Raw genomic sequence first — 25,739 nt, forward strand, 5'->3', positions numbered from 1 at the left:
TGTTGGCTGAACTGACTTAACCATGTAGTGACCTTTGTTTTTATTTCGCGATTGGCGAAAAAGTACGTTCAGTTATAGCGCAGGTGAAATATGCGCTTCAACACACCAACTTAAGTAGGTGCGCCGTAAGCGTTGCACATTTTTTAGGATAGAAGACTTTGATTATTCAAGGTTCTCGAGCCCCTGCAGAAAATCCTCAACCTGCTCAGGCGTCGCCGTGTCTGCCTGGTAAAGGATATCGAGCTTAACGTTCTTCAACCCGCAGAAGCCAAACACGCCTTCGATTATCTGCGTCTGAATCGCCGTCGAATAGCCGTGTTTGTCGAATCCGGTGAGATCGCTGCCGCCGGTGGCGATCAGGCGGACGGGAACATCCCGTAAGCTGCCCACAATCCTGCCGTCGTCAGCTACCTTATACGCCCAGTTAAGGGTTAACACGCGATCGAACCAGCCTTTCAACAGCGCGGGAACCGACCACCAGTACACGGGGAAGACAAACACCAGCATATCCGCTAGCTCGACGCGCTGCTGCTCGCGCAGAATATCGTCGGGAAGGGCGGTCGGATCGCCGTGATACAAATCGAGATCGGCGCGGGTCATCGCCGGATTAAACCCTTCAGCATGCAGATCGGCAATTTCAACCTGCGTACCTTGCTCGCGTAATTTCCCGGCAATACGGGCTGCCAGCGAATTGGATAACGAATTGTCGACAGGATGAGCCGTCACGATCAGTGCGTTATTAATGGCATTTGTAGCAGACATAGCGACCTCGAATGAGTGAGAACTGACTCATATATTACTATTGGTAACTTAGGTGTCAATCCGTCCCCAGCGATCATTTTGTGCTATTCACGTAGGTCTCCAGCACGCCGGTCATGGCGCCGCTGAGCGTATCTTCCGCCACGTTCCGGGCGAGCACTCCGTTGCCCGCGGCGGTGCTGAGCGCGTCCGCCGCGCCAATGATGGCCGTCAGTACCGCTTCTCCCTGAACGCCTTTGAGCGCGACGAACGGGGAAAGCGCGGTACGCAGGCAGTCGGCGCATTCGGCCACGCATGCCTCACGAAACGTCTGCAGCGCGTGGGATCCGGACAGCGCCGCGGCGATTGGGCCGGTCTCTGGCCCGGCACTAATGGCGCAGTCGATATAGGCGGCGCTGAAAAAGCGGATCGTCTTCTCCAGCGTTTTGCTGTCGACCGCCAGCGTCTCGCGGAATTTCGCCAGCTGCCGGTCGCTATAATCCTGGTACAGCGCCATCAGCAACCCTTCACGATCGCCAAAGTGGTCGTAGGGGATAGGTTTGGTCACGTTGGCCCGCTCGGCCAGATAGCCAAGCGTCAACGCCTCCGTACCTTGCTGACGAACGATTCCGCGCGCAACCTCCAGCAGCTGCACGCGGCGGTCCTCTTTTCTTAAGCGCTTAACAACCATGCTTTCCTCAGAAGTATTATCTACTCATGGTAGTTTACACGTTTTCTGCAGGGTGCTGCACGCGTTGTTCCGCCGGGCGGATCCGGAACCAGATCGCATACATCGCGGGCAGGAAGACGAGCGTAATAATCGTCCCGCCCAGCGTTCCGCCGATCAGCGTGTAAGCCAGCGTGCCCCAGAATACCGAATGCGTCAGGGGAATGAACGCCAGCACGGCCGCCATAGCGGTCAGTAAGACCGGGCGCGCGCGCTGGACCGTCGCCTCAACCACCGCCTGGAACGGCTGGAGGCCGTCCTTCTGGTTATGATCGATTTGACCGATCAGGATTAGCGTATTGCGCATCAGAATGCCGGAAAGGGCGATCAAACCGACCAGCGCGTTGATGCCAAACGGCTGATTGAAAATCAACAGCACGGGCACTACGCCAATCAGCCCCAGCGGCGCGGTTAAGAACACCATCACCATCGCTGAGATTGAGCGCACCTGCAAAATGATGATCAGCAGCGTCAGGGCAATCATGATCGGGAACAGAGGGATCATTGCCTGCGTGGCTTTGCCCGATTCCTCAATCGAACCCGCCATGTCGATACGGTACCCGGCCGGCAGCGCATCAACAATCGGCTGAAGCTGCTTCATGATGGCGACCGACACATCCGGTGGCTGAAGATTGTCGGCAATATCGCCCCGTACGGTAATCGTCGGGGTGCGATCGCGACGACGCAGGATCGGATCTTCCATACCGATCTCAATCTTGCCGATTTGAGACAGCGGAACGCGCTGTCCCGCATTGCCGACAAGGGTGAAACCCTCGATTTTGGCCGGGTCAAGACGGATATCTCCCGCCGCGCGGCCAATGACCTCAACCGAGCGAATATCTTCCCGCACGGAGGTAACGGGCACGCCTGAGAGCAGAAACTGAAGCTGATCGGCAACGGCACTGGAGGTTAAGCCGGTCGCCTGCAGACGGTTTTGATCGAGGGTGAAATGCAATACGGGAACGCGCGACCCCCAGTCAGTGTTGACGGTTCTCATCATCGGGCTTGCCTGAAGCACGGCTTTCACCCTGTCAGCGATGTCATGCACCTGTACGACATCCGGCCCCGACACGCGCCAGGCAACCGGAAAGGGCGAGTACGGGCCAAACACCAGCTGCGTCACCCGCACGCGCGCTTCGGGGGCAAGGCCGTTGGCGACAGCTTCCCTCAGCCGGAGCTTGAGCGCCTCGCGTGACGTCTCGCTGTCCGTCAGGATCACGATTTTCGCAAAAGACGGGTCGGGCAGTTCTGGCGCCATCGCCAGATAAAAACGGGGTGAACCCTGACCAATATAGGCCGTGACAATTTTGGCTTCGGGCTGCTGGCCCAGCCACGCTTCTATTTTTGCGGTAGCGGCGCTGGTTTGCTCAATCGAGGTACCGCAGGGCATCTGCACCTCAATCAGTACTTCCGGGCGATCGGAGGTCGGGAAGAATTGTTTTTTAACCAGCCCCATGCCGAGCACGGCCATGATGAAAATGGCGACCACCGACCCGGCCACCCACCATTTTCTGGCGATAACGCGGACAAGCAGCTGGCGAAAACGGTTATAGCGAGGCGTGTTATAGATGGCGGCATGACCCCCTTCTACTTTAGGGATCGCCGGCAGGATCTTCACCCCAAGATAGGGCGTGAACACCACCGCGACAAACCACGAGGCAATCAGGGCGAGGCCGACAATCCAGAACATATTGCTGGTGTATTCCCCGGCGGTCGACTGCGCAAAGCCATTCGGCATAAAGCCAATGGCCGTCACCAGGGTACCGGCCAGCATGGGCGCGGCGGTGTGGCTCCAGGCGTAGGCCGAGGCTTTGATTCTGTCGTAACCTTCCTCCATCTTCACCACCATCATTTCGATGGCGATAATGGCATCATCAACCAGCAGGCCGAGGGCGAGGATCAGGGAGCCCAGCGTCACGCGGTCGAAGTTTATCCCCGCGGCTTCCATCACCACGAAGACGACCGCCAGCGTCAGCGGGACCGCCGCCGCAACGACCACCCCCACGCGCCAGCCCATGCTGACAAAACAGACCACCATGACCACAAGCAGGGCGACGAAGAATTTAATCATGAACTCATCGACCGACGAGCGAATATTCACGGACTGATCGGTGACCTTAGTCAGGGACATGCCCAGCGGCAGGCTATCATTTATTTTCGCCGTTTCCGTATCCAGCGCTTTACCCAGCGCCAGACCATTCCAGCCTTCACGCATCACGATGCCCAGCAGAAGGGCGGGTTCATGCTGATTACGTATCAGCATCGTCGGGGGATCTTCGTAGCCTCGCTCAACCGTTGCCACATCGGACAGCTTGAGCGTTTTGCCCTGAGCTACAAAAGGGGTATCGCGGATTTTCTGCAGTTCATCAAACGCGCCGTCCAGGCGGATAAAAATCTGCGCGCCTCGGGTCTCAATGGAACCCGCCGCGGCTAGCGCGTTCTGGCCGTTGAGGGCGTTGAAAATGTCCTGGGGTGAGAGCCCTATCGTCGCCAGACGGTCGTGGGAGAAGGAGATGTAAATCCGCTCGGCCTGTTCGCCGATAATGTTCACTTTCTTCACGCCGGGAACGTGCAGAAGCTGCTGGCGCAGGCCTTCGGCATCGCGCACCAGCTGTCGCTGCGGTTCGCCTTTCGCTTTCAGGGCAAAGAGGGCAAAGGTGACATCCGAGAATTCGTCATTGATCATCGGGCCGATGACGCCCGCCGGAAGTCGCTGAGATTCATCTCCAAGCTTCTTACGCGCCTGATAGAACTCCTCCTGCACTTCGGCTGGCGGGGTCTTGTCCTGCAATGACAACGTGATAAACGCCATGCCGGGACGGGTATAGGTTTCGGTACGGTCATACCATTTGAGTTCCTGCAGGCGCTTTTCCAGCGGCTCGGCGACCTGATCCTGAATTTCCTGCGCGGTGGCGCCCGGCCAGACGGTAATCACCGTCATCTGCTTAACCGTGAAGGGGGGATCTTCCGCGCGTCCCAGCCCAAAGAAGGCGTAAATTCCGGCAATCGTGACCAGAACGATCAGAAACAGCGTGACGGAACGTTCGCGGACGGCCAGCGCCGAAAGGTTAAAGCGGCTTCCGCTCATGGTGTGTTCTCCGCCAGGGCGGCATTGCGTTGCTCAGCAAGCCTGACGACCTCACCTTCGTGCAGAAGATGGGCGCCTAACGCAACGATCTTCTCACCGGGCTTCACGCCGCCCGTGACCTGCGCCGCATCTTCACCCACGCTCAGCACCCTGACGGGCGTCCATGCGACCTTTGCCGGCCGGGAGGAAATGCGCCAGACGCCGGGACCTTTTCCTGCATCATAGAGCGAAGCCAGCGGGACCTGCATGACCTGACCTTCCGCTTTATTGTCCTGAATGTTCAGCGTGACGGTTGCCCCCAGCGGCGCGTTCGCCAGCAGGCCATCCAGCACGTAGCGGGCTTCATACGTGCGGGTCGCGGCATCGGCCGAGTCAGACAGCAGGCGCAGCGTTGCGGTGACCGGATGTTTTTCATTGCCATACAGCGTGGCCTGCGCTTCGCTGCCGACGGCAGGACGCAGCGTTTCCGGAAGCTGGACGAGCGCTTCACGCTGCCCCGCTCTGGCGAGCCTGATCGCCACCTGTCCGGCGCTGACGACCTGACCCGGCTCGGCGAGCGTCTCCATGACCACGCCGTCCGAATCCGCCAGCAGCACGGCATAGCCCGTGGCGTTTTGCGCCACGCTGGACTGCGCCCGGGCGGCGCTGAGATCGGCCCTGGCCGTATCGGCCGCCGCTTTGATCTGGTCATACTCCGAGGCAGACACCGCGCCGGATGCCACAAGTCCACGATAGCGCGCCTCATCGCTGGAGGCTTTTCGCGCGCGCGCCTGAGCCGCATCCACCGCGCGCTGCTGCGCCTGAGCCTGTAACTTCAGGTCAACCGGATCCAGGCGCAGCAGGGGCTGGCCCTGTTTGACGGTCTGCCCCGTATCAACCAGCCGCTCAAGGATTTTTCCCTGAACTCTGAAACCTAAATCGCTTTGCGTTCTTGCGACCACCACGCCCGTGAAGGCGCGGACGCTGTTGTTCGCAAGCTCGACGGATGCGGATCGGACAAGCGGTGGCTTGGTGCGCGGATCGTCACTCGCGGAAATATCGCCGCACGCCACCAGGGCAAACGGCAGGAGACAAACGGCAACGCGGGCTGAAGTAAGCCTGAGCATGGGAAACCTTTTCGACGTAACAGGACGGTTTCCGCATTTTCTGACCAGTGACCAAAAAAGTCAATGGTCACAAATCAGGGGGCAAGGCTTCTTAAAATGAGTGAAGAGAGAAGCACCGCCGCGGTGGGAGCCATTTCGAGGTTGTACTGTAGCTGTACGGGATTGATAAAAGGACACATCACCATGTGGATAGCCTGAGTGACCTCATCCAGCGGCGTTTTTCTTTCAAACTCGCCGGCCTGCCTGCCTTCGATAATGATGCTCTCAATCAGCTTCATCAGGCTTTCTGCATACCGTTCTGTCGACGGCCACTGCTCGCGCGCGGCGACGGCGGCGATGTCGTAAAGCTTACGGTCGTGGAAAAACAGCTCGCTTCCCGCCTCGGTGAGCGCTTTGAAAAGGCGGCGGAGTTTTTCGCTTGCTGACGGCGCATCCTCAATGGCGGAAAGCACCGCCGCCATGATCAGCTCCAGGCGATTAGCGCAGATCACCTCGCCGATAGCCTGTTTAGAATCGAAAAACTTATAAATGTAGGACTTTGAAAAACCGATGGATTTCGCCAGTTCTGCGACGGTGGTTTTTTCATAGCCGTAGTGGCCGAAGTGCTCAAAAGCCGCTTCGACGATTTGCTCTCTGACAGCGTGGTCAAGGGGGCCGCGTGATGATGGGGGGTTCATATTTTTAGTCATTATTTAAGCTTAGCGTGACAGGCTACGATTAACAACGAGTGACCATTTTGTAATTTGGTTACCGATATTACCATGCGCCGTTCAGACGGGACGATCAACCATGTGCGGTAAGTGTATCACCGTTTTTCTTGCACTACGGCATCTATCTGTCTGATAAAAGCGAGGGTTTCAGCGCAGTTCCCTTGCACTGAACATAACCGTTTGAGGAGGCCGCAAAACCGATGCGGCCTTATCTGTCAGGCAGCCAGTTCAGGCATCTGTTCCTTCACGAAATCCAATACTTTCCTCGCGTCGAGAGAGGCATAGGGCAGGCTCTCAATAATGGCGATTGAGCGCGTATTACCCACCGTTTCTTTTATCTCATCGAGTTTGTACTGAATGTGCGGCGCGACGAGGAAACCATCGAAAGCGGGTGCGACGCTGGCGAAGTTATCCAGCCCAACAGCGCTAATCATCAGCGGATAGCCTTCGCGTTCTGCCAGAGACTGCATCTTTTTGGCGAGAGAGTTTGCGGTATTACCAAACAAACAACAGATCAGAAGCTTTTTCATGTTTTGTTCCTCCTGAAAACCGCACACAGAGTAGTCCTGAGGGTGTCAGCGAAATGCGCGCTATCTCTTATTTTGGCGACAAATTAATGTTCTTTTAGCCAGTCGAGAAAAAACTGGCTAAAAGCCGTAACCTGAAGCGGCTGCAGCTTTCGCTGGGGGTAAACAAGCTGCAGCCCGACATCTTTGCGATCGTATCGGCTAAAGCCGGTGAAGCTGTCGGCAAACAGTACCGTGAGCCGTCCGGTTTCAACATCGTCTTTGACGTCCCACCACGATTTCCCCGCAATGCCAGCCCCGCTGAGAGCCCACTGACGAAGCAAAGCCCCGTCGTCGCACACCATGGCTGGCTCTACGCGAACGACGCTTTCCTGGCCATCTTTTTCAAAGCGCCATTCGTTCATCACTACGCCCTGAGACTCAAGCGCCAGGCACCGGTGCTGGGCTAAATCAGCAAACGTGGCGGGGATGCCGCGTCCGTTAAGATACGCCCCGGAAGCGACCAGCACCCGATGGTTCGGGCGGATGTTTCTGACGACAAGGCTGCTGTCCGGCAGGTTGCCAAAACGCACGCTCATATCCAGCCGGTTAGCGACCAGGTCCTCAACGTGTTCTCTTAGCGAGATGAAAAAATTAACGTCGGAATGGCGTCGGGAGAATTCTACGACGGCGGGGCTAAGATACTTTCTGCCAAAGTCCGAGGGTGCAGAAAGGCGAATGTTGCCGCTGAGCACGCCTTCCTTTTGCGTCAGTAACGACTCGGCGTGATGCACCTCCTCCAGCACGCGCAGCGCGGCATGGTAAAACTCTTCCCCGGCGCGGGTCAGCGTGATGGATCGCGTTGAGCGGTGAAACAGGCGCGTCTGGTAACGCTCCTCAATCGCCTTCAGCCTGGCCGTCATGGTAGCGGGGGAAAGCGACAGGCGTCGCCCGGCGGCAGAAAGACCACCGGCCTCGGCAACTTCCACCAGTAACGCCATGTCTTCGAGTTTACCCATTATTCATATTTTCCGAAAAGTGCATCTGATTTTAGCGTAATTATCAAAATCAGATGCCGACTGTAAAGTGATTTCATCCAAACCATAAGGGATGAAAACATGCAACGTACCTCACTTTTTGAACGCTACAGGCTGGGTCAGCAAGACCTGAAAAACCGTATCGTCATGGCGCCGATGACCCGCGCGCGCTCAATTCAGCCGGGAAATATTCCCTCAGCGCTGATGGCGGAGTATTACCGGCAGCGGGCCAGCGCCGGATTAATCATCACGGAAGCCACCCAGATTTCGCCTCAGGGTCAGGGATACTCATGGACGCCCGGCATCCATTCGCCTGAGCAGGTTTCAGGATGGCAACTCACGACGGGCGCCGTGCATCAGGCGGGCGGGGTGATTTTTTCGCAGCTCTGGCACGTCGGGCGAATGTCGCACGCCAGCTTTCATCAGGATGGTCTGCCCGTCGCCCCGTCAGCACTGGCGCCGGACGCGCAGGTGTGGGTGGTGAATGAACAGGGCGAAGGCCAGATGGTTGACTGCCCGCGGCCGAGAACCCTTTCGCGCAAGGATATTCACAGCATCATCGCGGACTATCGTCAGGCGGCACTGAATGCCGTTCAGGCCGGGTTTGACGGCGTGGAGGTTCACGGCGGAAACGGCTATCTGATCGACCAGTTTCTGCGGCAAACCTCAAACAAACGCACGGACGAGTACGGCGGCACGCTGGTGAACCGTATCCGTTTTGCCCAGGAGGTGCTAAGCGCCATTGCCGAGGCCATTGGCCGCGAGCGTACGGGCATCCGCCTTTCACCGTTTATTACCCAGCGCGGGATGAACGATCCGCAGGTGACGGAAGCCATACTCGCTCTCGCGGCCTGGTGTGAACAAGAGGGGATTGCGTTCATCCACCTGGCGGAAGCCGACTGGGACGATGCGCCGCAGGTGCCAGAGCAGTTCCGACAATCGCTACGCGAGACGTTTAGCGGAACCCTTATCGTCGCGGGGAACTATAACCTTGAAAAAGCGGAAAAGATCCTTGCTGCCGGCTATGCCGACTTGATTGCCTTCGGACGGCTGTTTATTGCCAACCCGGATTTACCCCACCGGCTGGCGCACCAGCTGCCTCTCGCCCAGGTGCGCGACCCCGCCACGCTGTTTGGCGGCACCGCCACGGGATATACCGATTACCCAACGTACACTCTGCAGGAGGAAACATGATGAACCATAAAACCTTTATTATCGGCGGTATCTCCGGCATGAGGTCAACATATTTACGTCCCGTTCTTGCGGCGCTTTTTTTTATTGGGTTGTCGGGCGCCGCATATTCGGCCCAGGCAGAATGGGTGAAGCCAAAGCAGCTTATTGCAGACACCAGCTTGCCACAGGCTCAATTAAAGGCGAATGAAGCCGTCGCCAGAGAATATGCCTCGTTCTGGAATACCGGTAATGAAACACTGGCGCGTGATGCCCTGGCGGCTGGATTTATTGATAAAACGCCTCCGGAAGGGCGTAAGCAGGGGCCGGAAGGCGCTATTTTAGCTTCCCGTGCGTTTCGTACAGCCGTGCCAGATTTGCGTTGTGACGTTGAGCAAATGATTATTTCAGGCGATCGCGTGGTTTCGCATTTACATTTTTACGGCACATTTACCGGAACATTTGGCAAGCTGAAAGGAAAGGGGCAGAAAATAGATTTTATCGCCACGGATATTTATGAGATTGGTGACGGTAAGATCGTGGCTAACTGGCATATTGAGGACAACCTGACGCTGATGAAACAGCTGGGCGCGCTGTAAACTCATCACTCCGGGGGGGCCCGGAGTGATGCGAAAATCCTATAAGCCAAGATCGCTCAGCGAAGGGTGATCGTCCGGGCGTCTGCCCAGCGGCCAGTGGAACAGGCGTTCGGATTCTTTTATCGGCATATCGTTTACGCAGGCAAAGCGGCGCTTCATCAGTCCGTCCGGCTCAAACTCCCAGTTTTCATTGCCGTATGAACGGAACCAGTTGCCGGAATCATCATGCCATTCATAGGCATAACGCACCGCGATCCGGTTCTCCGTAAATGCCCAGAGCTCTTTAATCAGACGATAGTCCAGCTCTTTTTTCCATTTCCGCGCCAGAAACGCCTGGGCTTCTTCACGGTTGGTGGCGAACTCTGCGCGGTTACGCCATTGGGTATCCAGCGTATAGGCAAGCGCGACTTTCGCCGGGTCGCGGCTGTTCCAGCCGTCTTCTGCCAGCCTGACTTTTTCGATGGCGCTTTCACGAGTGAAGGGCGGTAAAGGAGGACGTGTGTTCATTGCGATTACCTCAGCGTTATATTATGTAGACAGATCTGTCTACTTGCGGTAATCTATGCCTGTAAAATAACGCTGTCAACATTCTTTTTGAGGCTAGCCAAAAGTGAAAACAGAACCCGCAGGCAACGATACAAAAATCAGCGTCAGAGATAAAATATTACTCACGGCGCACGATCTGTTTTATTCTACGGGCTTCAGGGCGACGGGGGTGGATACGCTGATTAAAGCGTCTAAAGTGACCAAGGTGACTTTTTATCGCCATTTCCCGAGTAAGAGCTTGCTTATTCTTGCCTATTTGCACTATCGGCATGAAATATGGATTAACTGGTTTGAGACCACGCTGCGTCGACATCTCGATGAAGGCGAAATACCTGCTGATGCGATATCTGCAACGCTTTATGAATGGTTTATTTCGCCCGAGTTCCACGGCTGCGCGTTTATTAACGCCAGCGCAGAGGCGAAATCGGAAGATATTGAAAGCGAAATAAAAGCGATATGCCGCAGTCATAAGTCAGAAACAAAGAAAATTATTGCCTTGCTGACGAAGAATGCTGATGAGCGCGTCGTCAATGAAATCATGCTGCTCATTGACGGCGCAATTATTCATGCACAAATGGGCATGGATTCAGAAACGGTAAGACATGCGTTAAAAAAGGGCCTGGAGAAACTGTCCGAACAGTGATATTCCCCGGTGCTTAATCAACTCTCGCACCGAGCCGATTAAGCACCCGCGTTATACTGTCGGAATGGTGCCGCCATCAATCACAAATTCAGTACCGGTGATACTCGCAGCATGCGATGAAGCGAGGAAGACGATGAGGTTGGCCACCTCAATCGGTCTGGCAGGGCGTCCGAGCGGTATTCCACCTAACGCCTTCATAATAATCTGCTTGCCGCCTTCGTAGTCTGTTCCTGCCTGCTTTGCCAGCCTCTCCGCCAGTGCAACTGCCGCTTCAGTTTCGATCCAGCCGGGCGCAACGCGCACCACCCGAACGCCCTTTGGTGAGACTTCCTTTGAAAGGCTTTTACTGTATGTTGAGAGGGCTGCTTTAGCCGCCGCATAACCCGTTGTTGATTCCGGTAACGGCAGTTCGCGCTGAATAGACGTCACGTGAATAATCACCCCATTTCCCTGCGCGAGCATTCCGGGAAGCAGGGCGCGATCTAAGCGTACTGCAGGCAACAAATTAAGATTGAGCTCCTGCTGCCACTCTTCTTCGCCAAGCGCAGCAAAACCGCCACCGGGTGAGGTTGAACCGCCCGCAACATGGATAATCACGTCGACGCCTCCCATCTGTTCCTGAACCGCAGATGCGACAGCGGCACATCCAGCGACCGTCGTAAGGTCAGCGGCGACGAAAGTATCTGCGACATCTACGTCCGGCTCGTGCCGCGCAGTGGTGAATACCGTTGCACCGAGCTGTTTTAAAAGCCCGACGACCGCTTTTCCGAGCCCTTTCGTGCCAGCGCTAACAAGCACGCGTTTGCCTTTAAAATCAATATCTAATGACATAACCTTGCACTCCCGTTATTTACAGTACAGGTATATTCAACATAGACTGAGAAATTGACAAGTACGCACAAAAAAGTGAGCTACTGAATTATGAGTAAGTTATATAGTCCGGAATCTGCCGCGAGCGGCGTGGAGCAAGTGTTACGGCTGCTGGAAGGCCGCTGGAAATTAATTATTCTTTTTCATCTTTTCGACGGAAAAGTGCAGCGCTACTCTGATTTCGAAAAACTGATCCCCGGTATTTCCCAGAAGATGCTGGCGCAGCAGCTCAGGCAACTTGAATCCGATGGTATCGTTTCGCGGATGGTCTACCCGCAAGTGCCACCGAAAGTGGAGTATCGCCTCACCGATTGGGGTCAGGCATTATGTCCGGCGCTTGATGCCATGCTGAAATGGGCAGAAAAGCGTGAGGATTACGCGAGCCAGGCAACCGATGGAAGTGCTCTCAACATTCCCAACGGGGAATGACACCTTAAACTGTTGTCATTCGCCTTTCGTTAACGCGGTTTTTTAGCACGGAGAGCGTCCATGACCCCTTGCAGCAGAGCATACTCAGGATTATGGGGATGTCTCTTTAGGGCGAGAGCTCTCGTCGCGCTGTGCCAGCGATAGCGCGCTGGCGCTGGCGGGATCGAACAGCGAGAGGCTCTCAATCTGATTGAGTAAAATCACCTTGCGGAATGACATGGCGCTGCGGGGCTCGGAGTCGAGCGTGATGTCATGCTCCGCATACCACCTGCTGTAGTTATTCTCGATGCGAAAGTTCATCGTCTTCGCATCTCTGTACCCGCTTAACATCGGGATCAGCACGATATTGGCCGTTTTTTCATATTCCAGCGTCGCGGTGTGGATCATGCCGACGTAAATCCGCCTCGACCGGAGCGTGACCTGCGCCAGTTCCCCTTGCTCCATACACTGATACAGCAGCTGTTCAATACCGCTCGACTGCGCCAGACGTTTGTAGAGCTTTTTCCGGCTTTCGCCGTCCAGCCTGGCGCTGCCTGCCCAGTTAGAGCGGTAGAGGCAAAACAGGATGGCAAACGCCAGCATCACCACCACCGGCGCCTGAATGCCTAAAAAACTCCAGTTCATAAAGTCGATTTGCCAGTCGGTATATTTCGGCGAGGCAAAGTGAAAAGCGTTATTGGCGGCGGAAAGGGCGAGCAGGAGCAGCCAGAGCAGACCGGTGGCAATCACCCCCTGCAGAACGAAAATACAGCCGTACAGCGCCACAAGAAAATAGACGTCCCAGCCAAAGGAGCGCTTGATTTTAAAGCGGGTCGACAGGTCGCGGCTGGTGTACCAGTACCCGCATACCATCAGCACCATAAAAATCGCCGTTCCCATATCAGGCCCTCTTCAGCATGTTGACGTGACGCAGAAAATCCTGCCGCACCTCGTTGCTTTTGTAGTTCACGGAGGCGTTCCCGTCCTGGTCGATAATGATGCGATCGCCATCTTCGACGGCTTCAATGATTTCCTGCTGGCTCATCACCTGCAGTAAGGATTCCGGGCTGGAGAAAAGGGAGAGAAAGAAACGTTTCATGTCAGGCATCCGTATGAATTAAAAAGGATAAGCCTGGAAGAAGACCGGCGAATTTGCCTTAAGGAAATCCTGAAAGTTAAAGCCGGGTGGCGGCCACGCCTTACCCGGCCTAAAAATCCACTCTTTTGCCTTCCTTTAAATGATTGATATGTATTCAAAATAAAAAATAGATCGACACAAACTTGGACAAATGACAGTAATTGTGTAAGTTTTAATTATGCGATTACGCCACGTTGTTTACAGCCAGGATGTGACCCATGAGTACGCTGCCCTCTGTCGTGAGTCGGTTTATTGAGTACTACGCCGCACTGGATAGCCAGCCGCCGACCGCGCTGGTCGGGCTTTACCATTCGAATGCCACCCTTATCGATCCGTTTGGCGAACATGACGGGATTTTCGCGCTTCAGCGCTATTTCACCCATCTGCTGGCCAACGTCGAGCATTGCCGTTTTACCATCGATACGCCGCTGTGCAGCGAGAACCGGTTTGCTGTGACCTGGGTCATGCACTGGTCGCATCCGCGCATTGCCGGAGGCGAGCCGCTCGAACTGCCGGGATGTTCGGTGGTGGAGACGGAAAACGATCTCATCACCCACCAGCGCGACTACTACGATGCGGGAGAGATGATCTACGAACATCTTCCTCTGCTTGGCTGGGCGGTACGCGGCGTGAAGCGGAGGGTCAAATCATGAAAACGGTGCTGATCACCGGCGCAAGCTCGGGTATTGGCGCCGGGCTGGCGAAATCCTTTGCCGCAGACGGCTACCACGTGATTGCCTGCGGACGCGATCCGGCGCGCCTCGACGCGCTGCATCAGACCTGCCCCAATCTCACCGTTCGCCTGTTCGATATGACCGACAGGGACGCCTGCCGCCAGGCGCTGACCGGCAGCTACGCCGATCTGATAATTCTCTGCGCCGGTACCTGCGAATATCTCGATGGAGGCGTGGTGGACGCGGCGCTGGTGGAGCGGGTTATGGCGACAAATTTCCTTGGCCCGGTGAACTGTCTTGACGCGCTGCAGCCGCAGCTGACGGCTGGCAACCGCGTGGTGCTGGTAAGTTCTATGGCCCACTGGCTGCCATTCCCACGGGCAGAGGCCTACGGCGCGTCCAAAGCGGCCCTGAGCTGGTTTGCCGAGAGTTTGCGCCTGGACTGGGAGCCAAAAGGAATTGCAGTCACGGTGGTCTCGCCGGGCTTTGTTGATACGCCGCTGACGCGCAAAAACGACTTTGCCATGCCTGGCAGGGTGAGCGTTGACGAGGCGGTCAAGGCGATCCGTACCGGGCTGGCGGCAGGGAAAATGCATATTGCGTTCCCCACCGGGTTCGGCTTTATTTTGCGTGCGCTCTCCGGGTTACCGGCATTTCTTCAGCGCGCGCTGCTGCGCAGGATGGTGCGTTCATGAATATTGCAATTATCGGCAGCGGCATCGCCGGGCTGACCTGCGCCTGGCGCCTGGCCGGGCACCATCAGGTGACCCTGTTTGAAGCGGGCACCACGCCCGGCGGCCATACCGCAACGGTTGACGTCTCGACGCCACAGGGCACCTACGCGATCGATACCGGGTTTATCGTCTACAACGATCGGACCTATCCGCGCTTTATGGGCCTCCTCAGCGAGCTGGGTATCAGCGGGCAAAAAACGCAGATGAGCTTTTCGGTGCACAATCCCGAAACGGGGCTGGAGTACAACGGCCATACCCTGACGTCGCTGTTTGCCCAGCGCCGAAACCTGGTGAATCCTGCATTCTGGCGGCTGCTCGGGGAGATCGTCCGCTTCAATCGTCTGGCAAAGCAGGCGCTGGACGGGGAGGTGGACCCGAACGCCACGCTGCAAACGTTTCTGGAACAGCACGGCTTCACGCCGTTTTTTGCGCGCCACTACATTCTGCCGATGGGGGCCGCCATCTGGTCCTCGTCGCTGCAGGAGATGAAGCGTTTCCCGCTGCCGCTTTTCTTACGTTTCTTCCAGAACCACGGGCTGCTGGATATCACCCAGCGCCCGCAGTGGTACGTCGTGCCGGGCGGCTCGCGGGAGTATATCCGCGCCATGCTCGACAAGCTGGGCGACCGTCTGAATCTGCATCTCAATTCACCGGTGCAGCGGGTGAACCGCCACGAGCACGGGGTTACGCTTCAGCTTGAAAACGGCAGCCATACCTTCGATCGGGTGATTTTTGCCTGCCACTCCGCCAGCGCTCTGGCGATGCTTGATGACCCGACGCCCGCAGAGCGCGAGGTGCTGGGCGATATCGGCTGGCAGCGCAACGAGGTCATTTTACACAGCGACCCGCGCTGGCTGCCGGAGCGGCGGCGCGCGTGGGCCAGCTGGAACTACCGCCTGAGCGCGCAGGAGCAGACCAGCGCCTGCGTCACCTACAACATGAACATCCTGCAGGGGCTGCCTGAGGATAGTCCGCTGTTCTGCGTCACCCTCAACCCGGACGCGCCGGTAGATGAACGCTTCGTTCTGCAACGCTTTGTCTATGAACACCCGCTGTTTAACCCGCAAAGCTGGCGGGCGCAGGCGCGGCGCGGCGAGATCAACGGTCATAACCGGAGCTGGTACTGCGGGGCCTACTGGTACAACGGTTTTCATGAAGACGGCGTGCGCAGCGCGCTGGACGTGGTCAACGCGATAGCGGTCGGAGAGGGGAACTGAGATGAACAGCTGCCTCTACCACGGCGTATTACGCCACCGCCGCCTTCAGCCGAAAACCCATGAATTCAGCTACAGCGTCTTTATGGCCTGGCTGGATCTCGATGAACTGCCGCTGCTGCCGTCCGTCGGCGTGCGGCGCAATCGCTTTGCCGCGGCCTCGTTCCACGACGCGGACTATCCGCTCGGCACGCCGCTCAAAGAGAACGTGCTGAGCAGGCTGGAGAGCCTGACCGGAGAACGCCCGGACGGGCGGGTGATGCTCCTGACGCAGCTGCGCTATTTCGGCTTTCATTTCAATCCGGTCAACTTTTACTACTGCTACGACGGGAAGGGGACGCTGCGCTGGGTGCTGGCGGAGGTTCGCAACACGCCGTGGAATGAACGCCATTATTATGCCGTCAACGGACAGGATGCGCAGCCGACGGAAAAAGCGTTTCACGTTTCCCCCTTCAACCCGATGGACATGATCTACCACTGGCGCTTTAACGACCCGGATAACACGCTGCATATGCACATTGAAAATCATCAGGAAGCGAAGGTTTTTGACGCCACGCTGGCGCTGCGCCGGGAGCCTGTGACGCGCCCCGCGCTGCGCTCGCTGTTGCTGCGCATTCCGCTCATGACTCTGAAAACCGTCTTTGCCATTTACTGGCAGGCGCTGCGCCTGTGGCTCAAGCGCGTGCCGCTGTATAACCATCCCGTCAGCAGGAGTGAACGCTCATGACCGATCCCGTCTTTGCGTTAGAACCCGATATCCCGCGCAACGTACGCATCGCGCGCTGGCTGCTTTTCAAGCTGCTAAGCGGTATTCGCGGCGGCTCGCTCACGCTGCGTGAAGGGGCGCAGACCTTTCATTTTGGTGAGACATCCTCCGCGCTGCACGCCGACGTGCAGATCCTCACGCCCGGCGTCTACTGGCGCGTCTTAACGGGCGGGAGCCTTGCTGCGGCAGAAGCCTGGATGGACGGCGAATGGGAAACCACGCAACTTACGCCGCTTCTGGAGCTGCTCGCGCTCAACGGCGAGGTGCTTGGCCGTCTGGAAAACGGGTTCCGTCTGTTCGGCAGGCCGCTGGAGCGTCTGCGCCACTGGACCCGGCGTAACTCCCGCGCGCAGGCGCGTGAAAATATTGCCGCTCATTACGATCTGGGCAATACCTTCTATGCCCATTTTCTGGATAAAGAGCTGCTCTATTCCAGCGCGCTGTTTACTGAGGATGAGCAGGATCTCACGGCGGCCCAGCAGGCCAAAATGGCGCGCCTGTGCGACCAGCTGGCGCTGAGCCCGGCCGATCACCTGCTGGAAATTGGCACCGGCTGGGGCGCGATGGCGGAATACGCCGCCCGTCATTACGGCTGTCGGGTGACCACCACCACGCTATCGCAGGAGCAATTCATCTGGGCGGCAGAGCGGATCGCCCGCGCCGGGCTGCAGGATCGGGTTGAGGTACTGCTCTGCGACTATCGCGACCTCACCGGACAGTACGACAAGCTTGTCTCGATAGAGATGATTGAGGCCGTCGGGCAACGCTATCTGCCCACGTTCTTCCGCACCTGCCAGGCGCGTCTGCGCCCGGGAGGACGGATGGCGATTCAGGCCATTACCATTCAGGACCAGCGCTATCGCGACTACAGCAAAAGCGTCGATTTTATCCAGCGCTACATTTTTCCCGGCGGCTTCCTGCCGAGCATCACCGCGATGAACGAGCTGATGACCCGCCACACCGATTTCGTAGTGCGCAATCTTTTCGACATGGGCCCCGACTACGCCCGCACGCTGGCCCACTGGCGGCAGCGGTTTGTCCATGCCTGGCAGGAGATTGAAAAGCTCGGCTTCGATGAACGGTTCCGCCGCATGTGGCTGTACTACTTTGGCTACTGTGAAGCCGGGTTTAACGCTCGCACCATAAGCGTAGTGCAGCTGACCGCCGAGCGCGTATGAGACTATATCTTCAGGTCTTCCTGCTGGCCGTCGCGTTCGATCTTTACTGGGTGCTGGTGGTGATCTTTCGCGAACAGGGCCTGATTTTCTGGATTGCGCTGGCGATCCTGGCGTGTCTGCTCTTGCCGCCTGTATACCGATTTTACGCCATTGGGCTGGCCGCGGCGGGGAGTCTGCTGGATACGCTCTGGGCGCTGACGGGACTGATCGCCTTCACGAGCGAGTCCCTGATGCCGCTATGGATGGTGGCATTATGGCTGATGTTTGCCTCCGTCTGGACGCAGCTGACGCGCACCACCACGTTGCCCGGCTGGTTGCTGACCCTGCTGGCCGCCGTGGGGGGGCCGGTGGCTTATCTGTTTGGCGAGCGGCTGGGTGCCATCACGTTTCTGGAGCCAACCTTTATCGTCGTCAGCTGGATGGCGCCGGGGTGGCTGGTATTGATGCTGTTTTTCCACCTGCTGATGGGGAGACAAAAATGAGAGCTGCATTTTTGCTGCTTTGTCTGACGCTGGTTGTTCCCGTTGCCCAGGCCGCCGACTGGCTGGCGTGGCGGAAGGTGGGAGACGCCACGCTTACCTGGGGGCCGTTCACGGTCTATACCTCTCAGCTCCGCACCCCCGACGGGCGTTACGGTCGGGAGGACCAGGATCAGGCGCTGATTATTACCTATGCGCGCGACATCGATCGCGATGAACTGGTCGAGGCGACCCGCGATCAGTGGCAGGCGCAGGGGATCCTGACGCAGGAACCGCAAAGCGAAGCCTGGCTGCGGATGCTCCAGTCGCTGTGGCCGGATGTCCGCCCGGGCTCACAGCTGGCGTTTGTTCTCAACGATAAGCAGGGGCAGTTCTGGTATCGCGCATCAGCGGCGCAAACATCCTTTATTCCACTCGGACCGCGCCAGTCTGAAGCGTTCAGCACCCGTTTTCTGGCCATCTGGCTCGATCCCCGCACGCAATATCCTGAGCTGCGTCAGCAGTTAATCGGAGGCCAACAATGAAACGTATCCTGATGATGGCGCTGGCATTCACGATGCTGCTGGCGGGCTGTAGCACTGAAGTGGCCGAGTATCGCCAGCAGCAGCCGCGGCTTGATATCTTCCACTACTTCCAGGGCAAAACCGAAGCGTGGGGGATGGTGCAGGATCGTAGCGGCAAGCAGATCCGCCGCTTCCACGTTGAAATTGCCGGAGACGTTATCGGCGATACGCTGACGCTCAACGAGCACTTCGTCTACGACGATGGCGAGAAGCAGCAGCGGGTCTGGCACATCCGGCGCGTCGGGAACGATCGCTACGAGGGAACGGCAGGGGACATTGAAGGGGTTGCCACGGGGCAGGCCGCAGGCAACGCCTTTAACTGGCATTACAGCATGAATGTTAAAGCCAACGGGCGCACCTGGCTGCTGAAGTTTGACGACTGGATGTACCTGCAGGATGAGACCCATCTGTTTAACAAAACCGAGATGAAGAAATTTGGCGTCACCGTCGCCACGGTGACGCTGTTTTTCACCCGGAAGACGTAAGCTTAGTCGCTAACATTGCCGGTTTTGCTGCTGGAGTAAATGAAGCACAGGGCAATCCCCAGGCAAACCACCGCGCCCAGACGGCTCGGCGAAAACGGAATCGCGGGATTGTTCAACCAGCCAAAGTTATCAATTAGCATACTCATGGCGAGCTGGCCGAAGATCACCGCCACCGTAGCGACGGCGGTGCCGATGCGCTGCACCGCCACGACCATGATCACAATGTAAGGCACGCCGAACATCGCCCCGAGGAGCTGCCATTTCGGCACGTCCAGCAGCGTGACCGCCTGCTTCGGCTCAAAGAAGAAAATCAGCAGGGCGGTCACCAGCGCGCCGACGGAAAACGTCAGAAACGCGCTTTTAAATACCCCGACATTGCTGCCGAGCTGTCCGTTAATCGCGGCCTGAATGCTCAGCGTTGCGCCGCCGCAGACGGCCAGAAGAATCATAATCAGTGTCATACGTTACCCCTGTGCGACCAGAACCAGTGCCGCAATAATAAAAACCAGCGCCACGATACGTTTCGCGTTTATCTTCCTGTGCGGCGTACCCAGCAGGCCAAAGTGGTCAATGATCAGGCTTTTAAAAATCTGACCAGCCAGAATGCCAATCATCGTCAGAGCGATGCCGATGGTCGGCGTGGCGATAGTCAGAATAACCACATAAACAGGGCCGAGCACGCCGCCGAGCAGCTGCCAGCCGGGCTGGGCGAAAAACGACGGACTGTTACGCGGGCTGAAAAACAGCATCAGCAGAAACGTCAGCGCGGCGCCGACGCCAAAAATGCTGAACGTCGCCCATAAGTCGCCCACTTCTCCCCCTAATGGCCCCAGCAGCCCCGCCTCGACGGAGAGGCCCATCCCGCCGGCAATCACCAGTAAAATCAAAACAAACTGCATTCTTCTTCCTCCGTTTTCAGGCGAAGAAGATTACGTCGGTAGACCCGTGAGAAAAATGCCATAATGCAGGAAACACCTTTGCAGGAAATGCATTAATGTCAGATGCCGGAAGCATGAACCTTCGCTCACTGCTGCTGTTTATTGCCGTCTATGAAACGCAGAACTTTTCCGTCGTTGCGCGACGAGAGGGAATATCTGCCTCGCAGGTGTCGCGTATTGTTCATCAGCTTGAGGACGCGCTCGGCCAGCAGCTGTTCTATCGCAATACCCGGGCGGTGATCCCCACGGAAAGCGGGCATCTGTTTATCCGCTATGCCCGGGCGATGGTCGATAACTTCGAAGAGGCGCGTCGTGAGCTGGATGAACGTTCGACCGAACCCTCCGGCACGGTCCGCATAAATGGGCCGGTATTTTTTGGACAGAGACACGTTGCGCCCGGACTGGCAGGTCTGGCCGAGCGTTATCCACGGTTAACCATTGAGCTGACGCTGACCGATGACTTTATCGACCCGCACCGGGATGCCGCCGATCTCATCTTCCGCATCGGCACGCTGACGGATTCGACGTTCCACGCCCGTGTTTTTGGGCAGCAGCGCTACCACCTCGCCGCATCGCCCGAGTATCTGCGTCAACACGGCGTCCCGACCGATCCGGCCGAGCTGAGCCAGCACAAATGTCTGGTCTATCGCGGTTCGTCCGGGCCTAACCGCTGGCTCGTGCGTCGCAAAGGGGAGACTTGGGTGCATTATCCGGTCGCGCCGCTGATGACGTCCAATAATGCGGAATCGCTGCTCATTGCCGCGCTGGGCGGGATGGGGATCGTCCTGTTTCCGGACTGGCTGATTGGCGACAGGCTGAAGCGGGGCGAGCTGGTTGCCCTTATGCCGGAAATGGCGTGCGCCATCAACACGGAGCAACTTTATATTGCGGCGATCTATCCTAACGCACGTCATCCGCCCCTGAACGTCAGGGCGGTGATTGATTATTACGTGGCGTTTTTCGGCACGCCGCTCTACTGGCAAACGTAAGGCAATTACGCGCCGAGCTCCTTGCGGATAATCTCTGCGCCGGCGCTAAGCGCTTTCAGCTTGCCGTTAGCCACCTGACGTGAAAGCGGAGCCATGCCGCAGTTGGTTGACGGGTAAAGCTTGTCGGCATCGACGAACTGCAGCGCTTTACGCAGCGTATCGGCGACTTCCTCCGGCGTTTCAACGGCGTTGGTTGCCACATCAATCGCGCCGACCATCACCTTTTTACCGCGGATCAGCTCCAGCAGATCCATCGGTACGCGGGAGTTGTGGCACTCCAGTGAGATAATGTCGATATTAGAGGTCTGCAGCTTGGGGAAGGCCTCTTCATACTGGCGCCACTCTGAGCCGAGCGTCTTTTTCCAGTCGGTATTGGCCTTGATGCCGTAGCCGTAGCAGATGTGTACCGCGGTTTCGCACTTCAGCCCTTCAATGGCGCGCTCCAGCGCGGCGATACCCCAGTCGTTCACCTCGTCAAAAAAGACGTTAAATGCCGGTTCATCAAACTGGATAATATCCACGCCTGCGGCCTCTAACTCACGCGCTTCCTGATTGAGGATTTTGGCGAATTCCCAGGCCAGCTTTTCGCGGCTTTTATAGTGGGCGTCGTAAAGGGTGTCGATCATGGTCATCGGCCCAGGCAGGGCCCATTTGATCGGCTTGTCCGTGAGCTGACGCAGGTATTTCGCATCGTCCACGAATACCGGCTTCTGACGCGCAACGGCTGAAACCACGGTCGGCACGCTGGCGTCGTAGCGGTTACGAATGCGCACCGTCTGGCGATTTTCAAAATCGACGCCGCTCAGGTGTTCAATAAAAGTGGTGACGAAGTGCTGGCGGGTCTGTTCTCCGTCGCTGACGATATCGATACCCGCGCGGATCTGCTCATCCAGGGACAGGCGCAGCGCGTCCTGTTTACCCGCCAGGAGTTCCTGATCCTGTAATTTCCAGGGTGACCACAGGGTTTCAGGTTGTGCAAGCCAGGTCGGCTTAGGCAGGCTGCCAGCCGTAGAAGTCGGGAGCAATGTTTTCATAATAAAAGACCTATTTTGATGAATTAAAGCGTGTAGTTATCAGACCACTGCTCAAGAATGTGTTGGTAAGGCTTAATAAAGTACGCTTCGGTAAAGCGACCCTGTTCAATCGCCAGTCGGCTACGCTCTTCCCGGTCATAAACAATTTTGGTTAAGGAGTGATCCTGCTGGTTCAGATCCGGTCGGTAGCACAGTCCCGCCGCCGAGTTTGCGTTATAAATTTCCGGGCGATAGATCTTCTGGAACGTCTCCATCGTGCTGATGGTGGCAATCAGCTCCAGATCGGTGTAGTCACTCAGCAAATCCCCGGTAAAGAAGAACGCGAAAGGCGCCACGCTGTTTTCCGGCATGAAATAGCGAACCTTCAGGCCCATCTTCGCGAAGTACTGTTCCGTAAGCGACTCGCCATCCGGCTGATACTCAACGCCCAGCACAGGATGCTGGTTACCGGTGCGGCGGTAGGTGTCTTTGCTGGAGACGCTCAGGCAGATCACCGGACCCTTGCTGAAGTTCTCTTTGTATTCCGGCGAATTCACAAAGTGGCGGAAAATATTGCCGTGCAGTTCGCCAAACTTTTCCGGAATGCTGAAGTGCTGCTGGTTCTTGTTGTGTTCCAGCAGGCGCACGCTGAAATCATAATCCCGCACGTAAGACGAGAAGTTATTTCCGACGATGCCAGGGATACGCTGGTTATTTTTTTTGTCGACAATCGTGGTTTGCAATATCTCAATGGCCGGGAACGGTTTTTCCGCGCCAATGTTCAAATCGACAGAGATGATTTCCAGCTCAACCGCGTAGCGATCGGCATTTGGGTTATCCCAGCGCGCCAGGGCGTTAAAGCGGTTGTTGATCATCACCAGCGTATTGCGCAGGTTTTCCTGTCGCTTTTCCCCGCGCGCCAGGTTGGCAAAGTTGGTGGTCGTACGCGTATTTTCTGACGGGTTGTAATTCTCATCGAAGCAACTGCGCTTAAGGGTATATGTGAAAGCTTTGCTCATTGTGGTTATGCATCCTAAGTTCATGTTGCTAAGAAGTTACCGATGCATAATTTATGCCTTAGCCCGCGGCGCAGGGGAAGTGACTTAATTTCAATGCAACATGAGGGAAGTTCATGAAGTGTAATGCTCGAGGTGTCGCTGCCTTCATGCCGGGTGGCGCTGCGCTTACCCGGCCTACGGTTCAGCGTCGTTTGTAGGCCCGTGCAAGCACAGCGCCGCCGGGCGAAGCTCATAATATGTCTGTGATATGCACTTACCCTCGTCGTTAACAGGCTGCGGGGGAGAGGGATTTTTTATTTCCGTTCAATTCCCGCTATAATCCGCAAAATTTCCAACCGGTTTAGAAACAATCATGACAAAACTCACCTTACAAGAGCAGATGCTGAAAGCGGGCCTCGTCAGCAGCAAGAAAGCGGCAAAAGTGCAGCGCACGGCAAAGAAATCACGCGTTCAGGCGCGGGAGGCCCGTGAAGCGGTAGAAGAGAACAAGAAGGCGCAGATCGAGCGCGACAAGCTGCTGAGCGAACAGCAGAAGCAGGCCGTGCTGGCGAAAGAGTTTAAGGCACAGGTGAAGCAGCTGATTGAGATGAACCGCATCACCGTTTCAAGGGGCAACATCACCTTTAACTTCACCGACGGTAATCTGATCAAAAAAATCGACGTCGACAAGCAAACCCAGGCTCAGCTGATTAATGGCCGTCTGGCGATTGCCCGTCTGGTCATCAACGCCAGCGGCGACTGTGAATACGCGATTATTCCGGCGGTGGTGGCCGATAAAATTGCCCAGCGCGATGCCGACAGCATTGTGCTAAACAGCGCGCTCAGCCAGGAAGAGCAGGACGAAGACGATCCGTATGCGGACTTCAAAATCCCTGACGATTTGATGTGGTAAACCGCGTTCAGAACGGGGCGGCGTGACGGGCGTTAACCGGCTCTCCGCTCACGGGATGAATAAAATTCAACTCGCTGGCATGCAGCATCAGCCGGGGCGTTTCCTCAGCCCCTGGCGCTTCAAGACCGCCATACAGATCGCAGCCCAGAATTGGGTGCCCCAGCTGCTGACAGTGAATGCGCAGCTGGTGGGTTCGTCCGGTCTCCGGAGTAAGTTCCACCCGCGTTAACGGCAGTCCCGTCTCCTGATAAAACCGTTCCACCACCCGATAGCGAGAGCGGGCGGGTTTTCCGCTGATGGGGCAGATTGACATCAGCGGGAACAGCGCCGGGTCTTTGGCAATCGGCGCGTCTATTATTCCCTCGTCATGTTCCACATGACCGCAAAGCAGGGCGCTGTAGACTTTCTCCACGCTGCGCTGGCTGAACTGCTGGCACAGCGCCGCGTTGATGGCCTTATTGCGCGCAACCACCATCAGCCCGGACGTGCCGAAATCCAGGCGGTGTACCAGCGTGCAGCCGGGGTACGTCTGGACCAGACGATAATGGACGGAATCAAGGTTTTGCGGATTTTTTCCCGAGAGGCTGAGCAGACCGGAGGGCTTATCGATCAGCAGCAGATGTTCATCCTGCCAGAGGATCTGAATGTCGTCGTGACACGGTGGGGCTATAAAAGAATCAATAATCGCAGACATCAGGCCGCCCGGCTGGAGAGTGGGAGCGGATGATAACGAAATGCGGGGAAAAGAAAAACCCTCCCACCAGGCGGTGAGAGGGCAAAATCTTAGGCTGCTACCAGGCTGTCGATGGCGGCTTTCGCATCGGTCTGCGCTTTGGTCGCCACTTCCGGACCGTAAGCGATACCTTCCGCGAACACGAAGTTCACGTCAGTGATGCCGATGAAGCCCAGGAACAGGCTCAGGTACGGCGCAACCAGGTCGGTTGGGGTATCTTTATGAATACCGCCACGGCTGGTCAGGACGATCGCACGTTTACCTTTCACCAGACCTTCAGGGCCATTCTCAGTGTAACGGAAGGTTACGCCAGCACGCGCCACCAGGTCGAAGTAGTTCTTCAGCTGGGTAGGGATGTTGAAGTTGTACATTGGGGCGTTGATAACGATAACGTCATGCGCCTGCAGCTCAGCAATCAGCTCGTCGGACAGGGCCAGGGCTTCCTGCTGACGTGGAGACAGCGGTGCATCGCTTGGGCGCAGCGCGCCAACCAGCTCGCCATCCAGCACAGGAATTGGGTTTGCAGCCAGGTCACGCACGGTGATTTCGTCAGCAGAATGCTGTTCACGCCACTGTTCAACGAAGTAATCAGACAGCTGACCAGACTGAGAGTACCCTGCCAGAATACTGGATTTCAAAACTAATACTTTGCTCATGGGTGATTCCTGTTTTTGCATTTGATTGAAGGGGGTTGCCCCGTTGCTTGTTGACACTCTATTCACAATCCTGCCATAGAGATAGCGCAATATATCGAAGCCTATGTTCGAATTTTTTGA

31 protein-coding genes are annotated in these 25,739 nt (G+C 56.7%); 14 read left to right on the top strand and 17 right to left on the bottom strand.

The features are described from left to right. Positions 1–162: 162 nt before the first annotated feature. The 7 genes from F0320_RS10155 to F0320_RS10185 all read right to left on the bottom strand — a co-directional run bounded on the left by F0320_RS10155 (position 163) and on the right by F0320_RS10185 (position 7,894). Positions 163–762 (bottom strand): NAD(P)H-dependent oxidoreductase, encoded by a 600-nt coding sequence (locus tag F0320_RS10155; RefSeq protein ID WP_126328455.1) that lies wholly within the window; start codon positions 760–762, stop codon positions 163–165. A 73-nt stretch (positions 763–835) separates the two neighbouring features. Further along, the gene (locus F0320_RS10160) at positions 836–1,429 is read right to left on the bottom strand and encodes a TetR/AcrR family transcriptional regulator (RefSeq protein WP_023335591.1); all 594 of its coding nucleotides are present in this window, start codon (positions 1,427–1,429) and stop codon (positions 836–838) included. 34 nt (positions 1,430–1,463) lie between these two features. Then, positions 1,464–4,553 carry an efflux RND transporter permease subunit gene (locus tag F0320_RS10165; protein WP_149323761.1) on the bottom strand — a complete coding sequence of 1,030 codons (3,090 nt, stop codon included), beginning with the start codon at positions 4,551–4,553 and terminating at the stop codon, positions 1,464–1,466. Then, positions 4,550–5,659 carry an efflux RND transporter periplasmic adaptor subunit gene (locus tag F0320_RS10170; RefSeq protein ID WP_149323762.1) on the bottom strand — a complete coding sequence of 370 codons (1,110 nt, stop codon included), beginning with the start codon at positions 5,657–5,659 and terminating at the stop codon, positions 4,550–4,552. The genes F0320_RS10165 and F0320_RS10170 overlap by 4 nt, the downstream gene beginning before the upstream one ends. A gap of 74 nt (positions 5,660–5,733) precedes the next feature. After that, on the bottom strand, positions 5,734–6,348 hold the full coding sequence (locus F0320_RS10175; protein WP_126328458.1) for a TetR/AcrR family transcriptional regulator: 615 nt from the start codon (positions 6,346–6,348) through the stop codon (positions 5,734–5,736). 236 nt (positions 6,349–6,584) lie between these two features. Further along, positions 6,585–6,899: a PTS sugar transporter subunit IIB gene (locus F0320_RS10180; RefSeq protein WP_047651206.1), complete on the bottom strand. Its 315-nt coding sequence runs from the start codon at positions 6,897–6,899 to the stop codon at positions 6,585–6,587. Between the two features lie 83 nt (positions 6,900–6,982). Then, positions 6,983–7,894, bottom strand: coding sequence for a LysR family transcriptional regulator (locus F0320_RS10185; RefSeq protein WP_149323763.1), 912 nt, complete (start codon positions 7,892–7,894; stop codon positions 6,983–6,985). Positions 7,895–7,993: 99 nt separating this feature from the next. On the opposite strand from F0320_RS10185, the gene F0320_RS10190 reads away from it, so the two are divergent. Then, positions 7,994–9,106 (top strand): alkene reductase, encoded by a 1,113-nt coding sequence (locus F0320_RS10190; protein ID WP_126328460.1) that lies wholly within the window; start codon positions 7,994–7,996, stop codon positions 9,104–9,106. A 38-nt stretch (positions 9,107–9,144) separates the two neighbouring features. Next, positions 9,145–9,681 carry an ester cyclase gene (locus tag F0320_RS10195; RefSeq protein ID WP_126328795.1) on the top strand — a complete coding sequence of 179 codons (537 nt, stop codon included), beginning with the start codon at positions 9,145–9,147 and terminating at the stop codon, positions 9,679–9,681. A gap of 39 nt (positions 9,682–9,720) precedes the next feature. Here F0320_RS10195 and F0320_RS10200 read toward each other — a convergent pair whose 3' ends face one another. Further along, positions 9,721–10,188, bottom strand: a complete 468-nt coding sequence (locus tag F0320_RS10200; protein ID WP_047651208.1) for a DUF1348 family protein — start codon at positions 10,186–10,188, stop codon at positions 9,721–9,723. A 103-nt stretch (positions 10,189–10,291) separates the two neighbouring features. On the opposite strand from F0320_RS10200, the gene F0320_RS10205 reads away from it, so the two are divergent. After that, positions 10,292–10,870, top strand: a complete 579-nt coding sequence (locus tag F0320_RS10205) for a TetR/AcrR family transcriptional regulator (RefSeq protein ID WP_126328461.1) — start codon at positions 10,292–10,294, stop codon at positions 10,868–10,870. 51 nt (positions 10,871–10,921) lie between these two features. On the opposite strand, the gene F0320_RS10210 is transcribed toward F0320_RS10205, so the two are convergent. Continuing rightward, positions 10,922–11,701: an SDR family oxidoreductase gene (locus F0320_RS10210; RefSeq protein ID WP_149323764.1), complete on the bottom strand. Its 780-nt coding sequence runs from the start codon at positions 11,699–11,701 to the stop codon at positions 10,922–10,924. Between the two features lie 90 nt (positions 11,702–11,791). Here F0320_RS10210 and F0320_RS10215 point away from each other — a divergent pair, with 90 nt between their 5' ends. Continuing rightward, positions 11,792–12,169, top strand: coding sequence for a winged helix-turn-helix transcriptional regulator (locus F0320_RS10215; RefSeq protein ID WP_126328462.1), 378 nt, complete (start codon positions 11,792–11,794; stop codon positions 12,167–12,169). Between the two features lie 90 nt (positions 12,170–12,259). Here F0320_RS10215 and F0320_RS10220 read toward each other — a convergent pair whose 3' ends face one another. Together F0320_RS10220 and F0320_RS10225 are read right to left on the bottom strand one after the other, a co-directional pair. Beyond that, the gene (locus F0320_RS10220; RefSeq protein ID WP_126328463.1) at positions 12,260–13,048 is read right to left on the bottom strand and encodes a hypothetical protein; all 789 of its coding nucleotides are present in this window, start codon (positions 13,046–13,048) and stop codon (positions 12,260–12,262) included. Position 13,049: 1 nt separating this feature from the next. After that, positions 13,050–13,247 carry a hypothetical protein gene (locus F0320_RS10225; RefSeq protein ID WP_023311615.1) on the bottom strand — a complete coding sequence of 66 codons (198 nt, stop codon included), beginning with the start codon at positions 13,245–13,247 and terminating at the stop codon, positions 13,050–13,052. A 257-nt stretch (positions 13,248–13,504) separates the two neighbouring features. Here F0320_RS10225 and F0320_RS10230 point away from each other — a divergent pair, with 257 nt between their 5' ends. The 8 genes from F0320_RS10230 to F0320_RS10265 are packed head-to-tail and all read left to right on the top strand — an operon-like array spanning position 13,505 to position 19,379. Continuing rightward, on the top strand, positions 13,505–13,939 hold the full coding sequence (locus F0320_RS10230) for a nuclear transport factor 2 family protein (RefSeq protein ID WP_126328464.1): 435 nt from the start codon (positions 13,505–13,507) through the stop codon (positions 13,937–13,939). Further along, a complete protein-coding gene (locus tag F0320_RS10235; RefSeq protein WP_047651213.1) occupies positions 13,936–14,655 on the top strand; it encodes an SDR family NAD(P)-dependent oxidoreductase in 720 nt (239 codons plus the stop codon). The genes F0320_RS10230 and F0320_RS10235 overlap by 4 nt, the downstream gene beginning before the upstream one ends. Next, complete coding sequence (locus tag F0320_RS10240) at positions 14,652–15,911, top strand: NAD(P)/FAD-dependent oxidoreductase (protein ID WP_126328465.1); 1,260 nt, start codon at positions 14,652–14,654, stop codon at positions 15,909–15,911. The genes F0320_RS10235 and F0320_RS10240 overlap by 4 nt, the downstream gene beginning before the upstream one ends. Position 15,912: 1 nt before the next feature. Continuing rightward, a complete protein-coding gene (locus F0320_RS10245; protein ID WP_126328466.1) occupies positions 15,913–16,635 on the top strand; it encodes a DUF1365 domain-containing protein in 723 nt (240 codons plus the stop codon). After that, positions 16,632–17,852, top strand: a complete 1,221-nt coding sequence (locus F0320_RS10250; RefSeq protein WP_126328467.1) for an SAM-dependent methyltransferase — start codon at positions 16,632–16,634, stop codon at positions 17,850–17,852. The genes F0320_RS10245 and F0320_RS10250 overlap by 4 nt, the downstream gene beginning before the upstream one ends. Beyond that, positions 17,849–18,334, top strand: a complete 486-nt coding sequence (locus tag F0320_RS10255) for a DUF2878 domain-containing protein (protein ID WP_126328468.1) — start codon at positions 17,849–17,851, stop codon at positions 18,332–18,334. The genes F0320_RS10250 and F0320_RS10255 overlap by 4 nt, the downstream gene beginning before the upstream one ends. After that, positions 18,331–18,855, top strand: coding sequence for a hypothetical protein (locus F0320_RS10260; protein WP_126328469.1), 525 nt, complete (start codon positions 18,331–18,333; stop codon positions 18,853–18,855). Before F0320_RS10255 ends, F0320_RS10260 begins: the two co-directional genes overlap by 4 nt. After that, positions 18,852–19,379 (top strand): DUF3833 domain-containing protein, encoded by a 528-nt coding sequence (locus tag F0320_RS10265; protein ID WP_126328470.1) that lies wholly within the window; start codon positions 18,852–18,854, stop codon positions 19,377–19,379. Before F0320_RS10260 ends, F0320_RS10265 begins: the two co-directional genes overlap by 4 nt. Positions 19,380–19,381: 2 nt before the next feature. Here F0320_RS10265 and F0320_RS10270 read toward each other — a convergent pair whose 3' ends face one another. Together F0320_RS10270 and F0320_RS10275 are read right to left on the bottom strand one after the other, a co-directional pair. After that, on the bottom strand, positions 19,382–19,840 hold the full coding sequence (locus tag F0320_RS10270; protein ID WP_126328471.1) for a DMT family transporter: 459 nt from the start codon (positions 19,838–19,840) through the stop codon (positions 19,382–19,384). Positions 19,841–19,843: 3 nt separating this feature from the next. After that, positions 19,844–20,278 (bottom strand): DMT family transporter, encoded by a 435-nt coding sequence (locus F0320_RS10275; RefSeq protein ID WP_047651220.1) that lies wholly within the window; start codon positions 20,276–20,278, stop codon positions 19,844–19,846. 95 nt (positions 20,279–20,373) lie between these two features. On the opposite strand from F0320_RS10275, the gene F0320_RS10280 reads away from it, so the two are divergent. Beyond that, positions 20,374–21,306 (top strand): LysR family transcriptional regulator, encoded by a 933-nt coding sequence (locus tag F0320_RS10280; RefSeq protein ID WP_126328473.1) that lies wholly within the window; start codon positions 20,374–20,376, stop codon positions 21,304–21,306. Between the two features lie 5 nt (positions 21,307–21,311). Here F0320_RS10280 and F0320_RS10285 read toward each other — a convergent pair whose 3' ends face one another. Continuing rightward, positions 21,312–22,340: a methionine synthase gene (locus F0320_RS10285; protein ID WP_023311627.1), complete on the bottom strand. Its 1,029-nt coding sequence runs from the start codon at positions 22,338–22,340 to the stop codon at positions 21,312–21,314. Positions 22,341–22,363: 23 nt separating this feature from the next. Then, complete coding sequence (locus tag F0320_RS10290) at positions 22,364–23,338, bottom strand: DUF1852 domain-containing protein (RefSeq protein WP_126328474.1); 975 nt, start codon at positions 23,336–23,338, stop codon at positions 22,364–22,366. A 352-nt stretch (positions 23,339–23,690) separates the two neighbouring features. Between F0320_RS10290 and F0320_RS10295 the strand changes: the two genes are divergently transcribed. Continuing rightward, positions 23,691–24,230 carry a DUF2058 domain-containing protein gene (locus F0320_RS10295; RefSeq protein WP_032651856.1) on the top strand — a complete coding sequence of 180 codons (540 nt, stop codon included), beginning with the start codon at positions 23,691–23,693 and terminating at the stop codon, positions 24,228–24,230. 7 nt (positions 24,231–24,237) lie between these two features. Here the strand turns inward: F0320_RS10295 and F0320_RS10300 are convergent, their stop codons facing one another. Together F0320_RS10300 and azoR are read right to left on the bottom strand one after the other, a co-directional pair. Then, a complete protein-coding gene (locus F0320_RS10300; RefSeq protein ID WP_126328475.1) occupies positions 24,238–24,924 on the bottom strand; it encodes an RluA family pseudouridine synthase in 687 nt (228 codons plus the stop codon). Positions 24,925–25,013: 89 nt separating this feature from the next. Then, complete coding sequence (azoR, locus tag F0320_RS10305) at positions 25,014–25,619, bottom strand: FMN-dependent NADH-azoreductase (protein ID WP_008502313.1); 606 nt, start codon at positions 25,617–25,619, stop codon at positions 25,014–25,016. Positions 25,620–25,739 lie beyond the last annotated feature (120 nt).

Source organism: Enterobacter dykesii, assembly GCF_008364625.2.
Lineage (GTDB): Bacteria > Pseudomonadota > Gammaproteobacteria > Enterobacterales > Enterobacteriaceae > Enterobacter > Enterobacter dykesii.

Bases quoted from the DNA above. Each gene is read 5' to 3' on its own strand.
- F0320_RS10155 (WP_126328455.1), bottom strand. From the start codon at position 762: ATGTCTGCTACAAATGCCATTAATAACGCACTGATCGTGACGGCTCAT.
- F0320_RS10160 (WP_023335591.1), bottom strand. From the start codon at position 1,429: ATGGTTGTTAAGCGCTTAAGAAAAGAGGACCGCCGCGTGCAGCTGCTG.
- F0320_RS10165 (WP_149323761.1), bottom strand. From the start codon at position 4,553: ATGAGCGGAAGCCGCTTTAACCTTTCGGCGCTGGCCGTCCGCGAACGT.
- F0320_RS10170 (WP_149323762.1), bottom strand. From the start codon at position 5,659: ATGCTCAGGCTTACTTCAGCCCGCGTTGCCGTTTGTCTCCTGCCGTTT.
- F0320_RS10175 (WP_126328458.1), bottom strand. From the start codon at position 6,348: ATGACTAAAAATATGAACCCCCCATCATCACGCGGCCCCCTTGACCAC.
- F0320_RS10180 (WP_047651206.1), bottom strand. From the start codon at position 6,899: ATGAAAAAGCTTCTGATCTGTTGTTTGTTTGGTAATACCGCAAACTCT.
- F0320_RS10185 (WP_149323763.1), bottom strand. From the start codon at position 7,894: ATGGGTAAACTCGAAGACATGGCGTTACTGGTGGAAGTTGCCGAGGCC.
- F0320_RS10190 (WP_126328460.1), top strand. From the start codon at position 7,994: ATGCAACGTACCTCACTTTTTGAACGCTACAGGCTGGGTCAGCAAGAC.
- F0320_RS10195 (WP_126328795.1), top strand. From the start codon at position 9,145: ATGAGGTCAACATATTTACGTCCCGTTCTTGCGGCGCTTTTTTTTATT.
- F0320_RS10200 (WP_047651208.1), bottom strand. From the start codon at position 10,188: ATGAACACACGTCCTCCTTTACCGCCCTTCACTCGTGAAAGCGCCATC.
- F0320_RS10210 (WP_149323764.1), bottom strand. From the start codon at position 11,701: ATGTCATTAGATATTGATTTTAAAGGCAAACGCGTGCTTGTTAGCGCT.
- F0320_RS10215 (WP_126328462.1), top strand. From the start codon at position 11,792: ATGAGTAAGTTATATAGTCCGGAATCTGCCGCGAGCGGCGTGGAGCAA.
- F0320_RS10220 (WP_126328463.1), bottom strand. From the start codon at position 13,048: ATGGGAACGGCGATTTTTATGGTGCTGATGGTATGCGGGTACTGGTAC.
- F0320_RS10225 (WP_023311615.1), bottom strand. From the start codon at position 13,247: ATGAAACGTTTCTTTCTCTCCCTTTTCTCCAGCCCGGAATCCTTACTG.
- F0320_RS10230 (WP_126328464.1), top strand. From the start codon at position 13,505: ATGAGTACGCTGCCCTCTGTCGTGAGTCGGTTTATTGAGTACTACGCC.
- F0320_RS10235 (WP_047651213.1), top strand. From the start codon at position 13,936: ATGAAAACGGTGCTGATCACCGGCGCAAGCTCGGGTATTGGCGCCGGG.
- F0320_RS10240 (WP_126328465.1), top strand. From the start codon at position 14,652: ATGAATATTGCAATTATCGGCAGCGGCATCGCCGGGCTGACCTGCGCC.
- F0320_RS10245 (WP_126328466.1), top strand. From the start codon at position 15,913: ATGAACAGCTGCCTCTACCACGGCGTATTACGCCACCGCCGCCTTCAG.
- F0320_RS10250 (WP_126328467.1), top strand. From the start codon at position 16,632: ATGACCGATCCCGTCTTTGCGTTAGAACCCGATATCCCGCGCAACGTA.
- F0320_RS10255 (WP_126328468.1), top strand. From the start codon at position 17,849: ATGAGACTATATCTTCAGGTCTTCCTGCTGGCCGTCGCGTTCGATCTT.
- F0320_RS10260 (WP_126328469.1), top strand. From the start codon at position 18,331: ATGAGAGCTGCATTTTTGCTGCTTTGTCTGACGCTGGTTGTTCCCGTT.
- F0320_RS10265 (WP_126328470.1), top strand. From the start codon at position 18,852: ATGAAACGTATCCTGATGATGGCGCTGGCATTCACGATGCTGCTGGCG.
- F0320_RS10270 (WP_126328471.1), bottom strand. From the start codon at position 19,840: ATGACACTGATTATGATTCTTCTGGCCGTCTGCGGCGGCGCAACGCTG.
- F0320_RS10275 (WP_047651220.1), bottom strand. From the start codon at position 20,278: ATGCAGTTTGTTTTGATTTTACTGGTGATTGCCGGCGGGATGGGCCTC.
- F0320_RS10280 (WP_126328473.1), top strand. From the start codon at position 20,374: ATGTCAGATGCCGGAAGCATGAACCTTCGCTCACTGCTGCTGTTTATT.
- F0320_RS10285 (WP_023311627.1), bottom strand. From the start codon at position 22,340: ATGAAAACATTGCTCCCGACTTCTACGGCTGGCAGCCTGCCTAAGCCG.
- F0320_RS10290 (WP_126328474.1), bottom strand. From the start codon at position 23,338: ATGAGCAAAGCTTTCACATATACCCTTAAGCGCAGTTGCTTCGATGAG.
- F0320_RS10295 (WP_032651856.1), top strand. From the start codon at position 23,691: ATGACAAAACTCACCTTACAAGAGCAGATGCTGAAAGCGGGCCTCGTC.
- F0320_RS10300 (WP_126328475.1), bottom strand. From the start codon at position 24,924: ATGTCTGCGATTATTGATTCTTTTATAGCCCCACCGTGTCACGACGAC.
- azoR (WP_008502313.1), bottom strand. From the start codon at position 25,619: ATGAGCAAAGTATTAGTTTTGAAATCCAGTATTCTGGCAGGGTACTCT.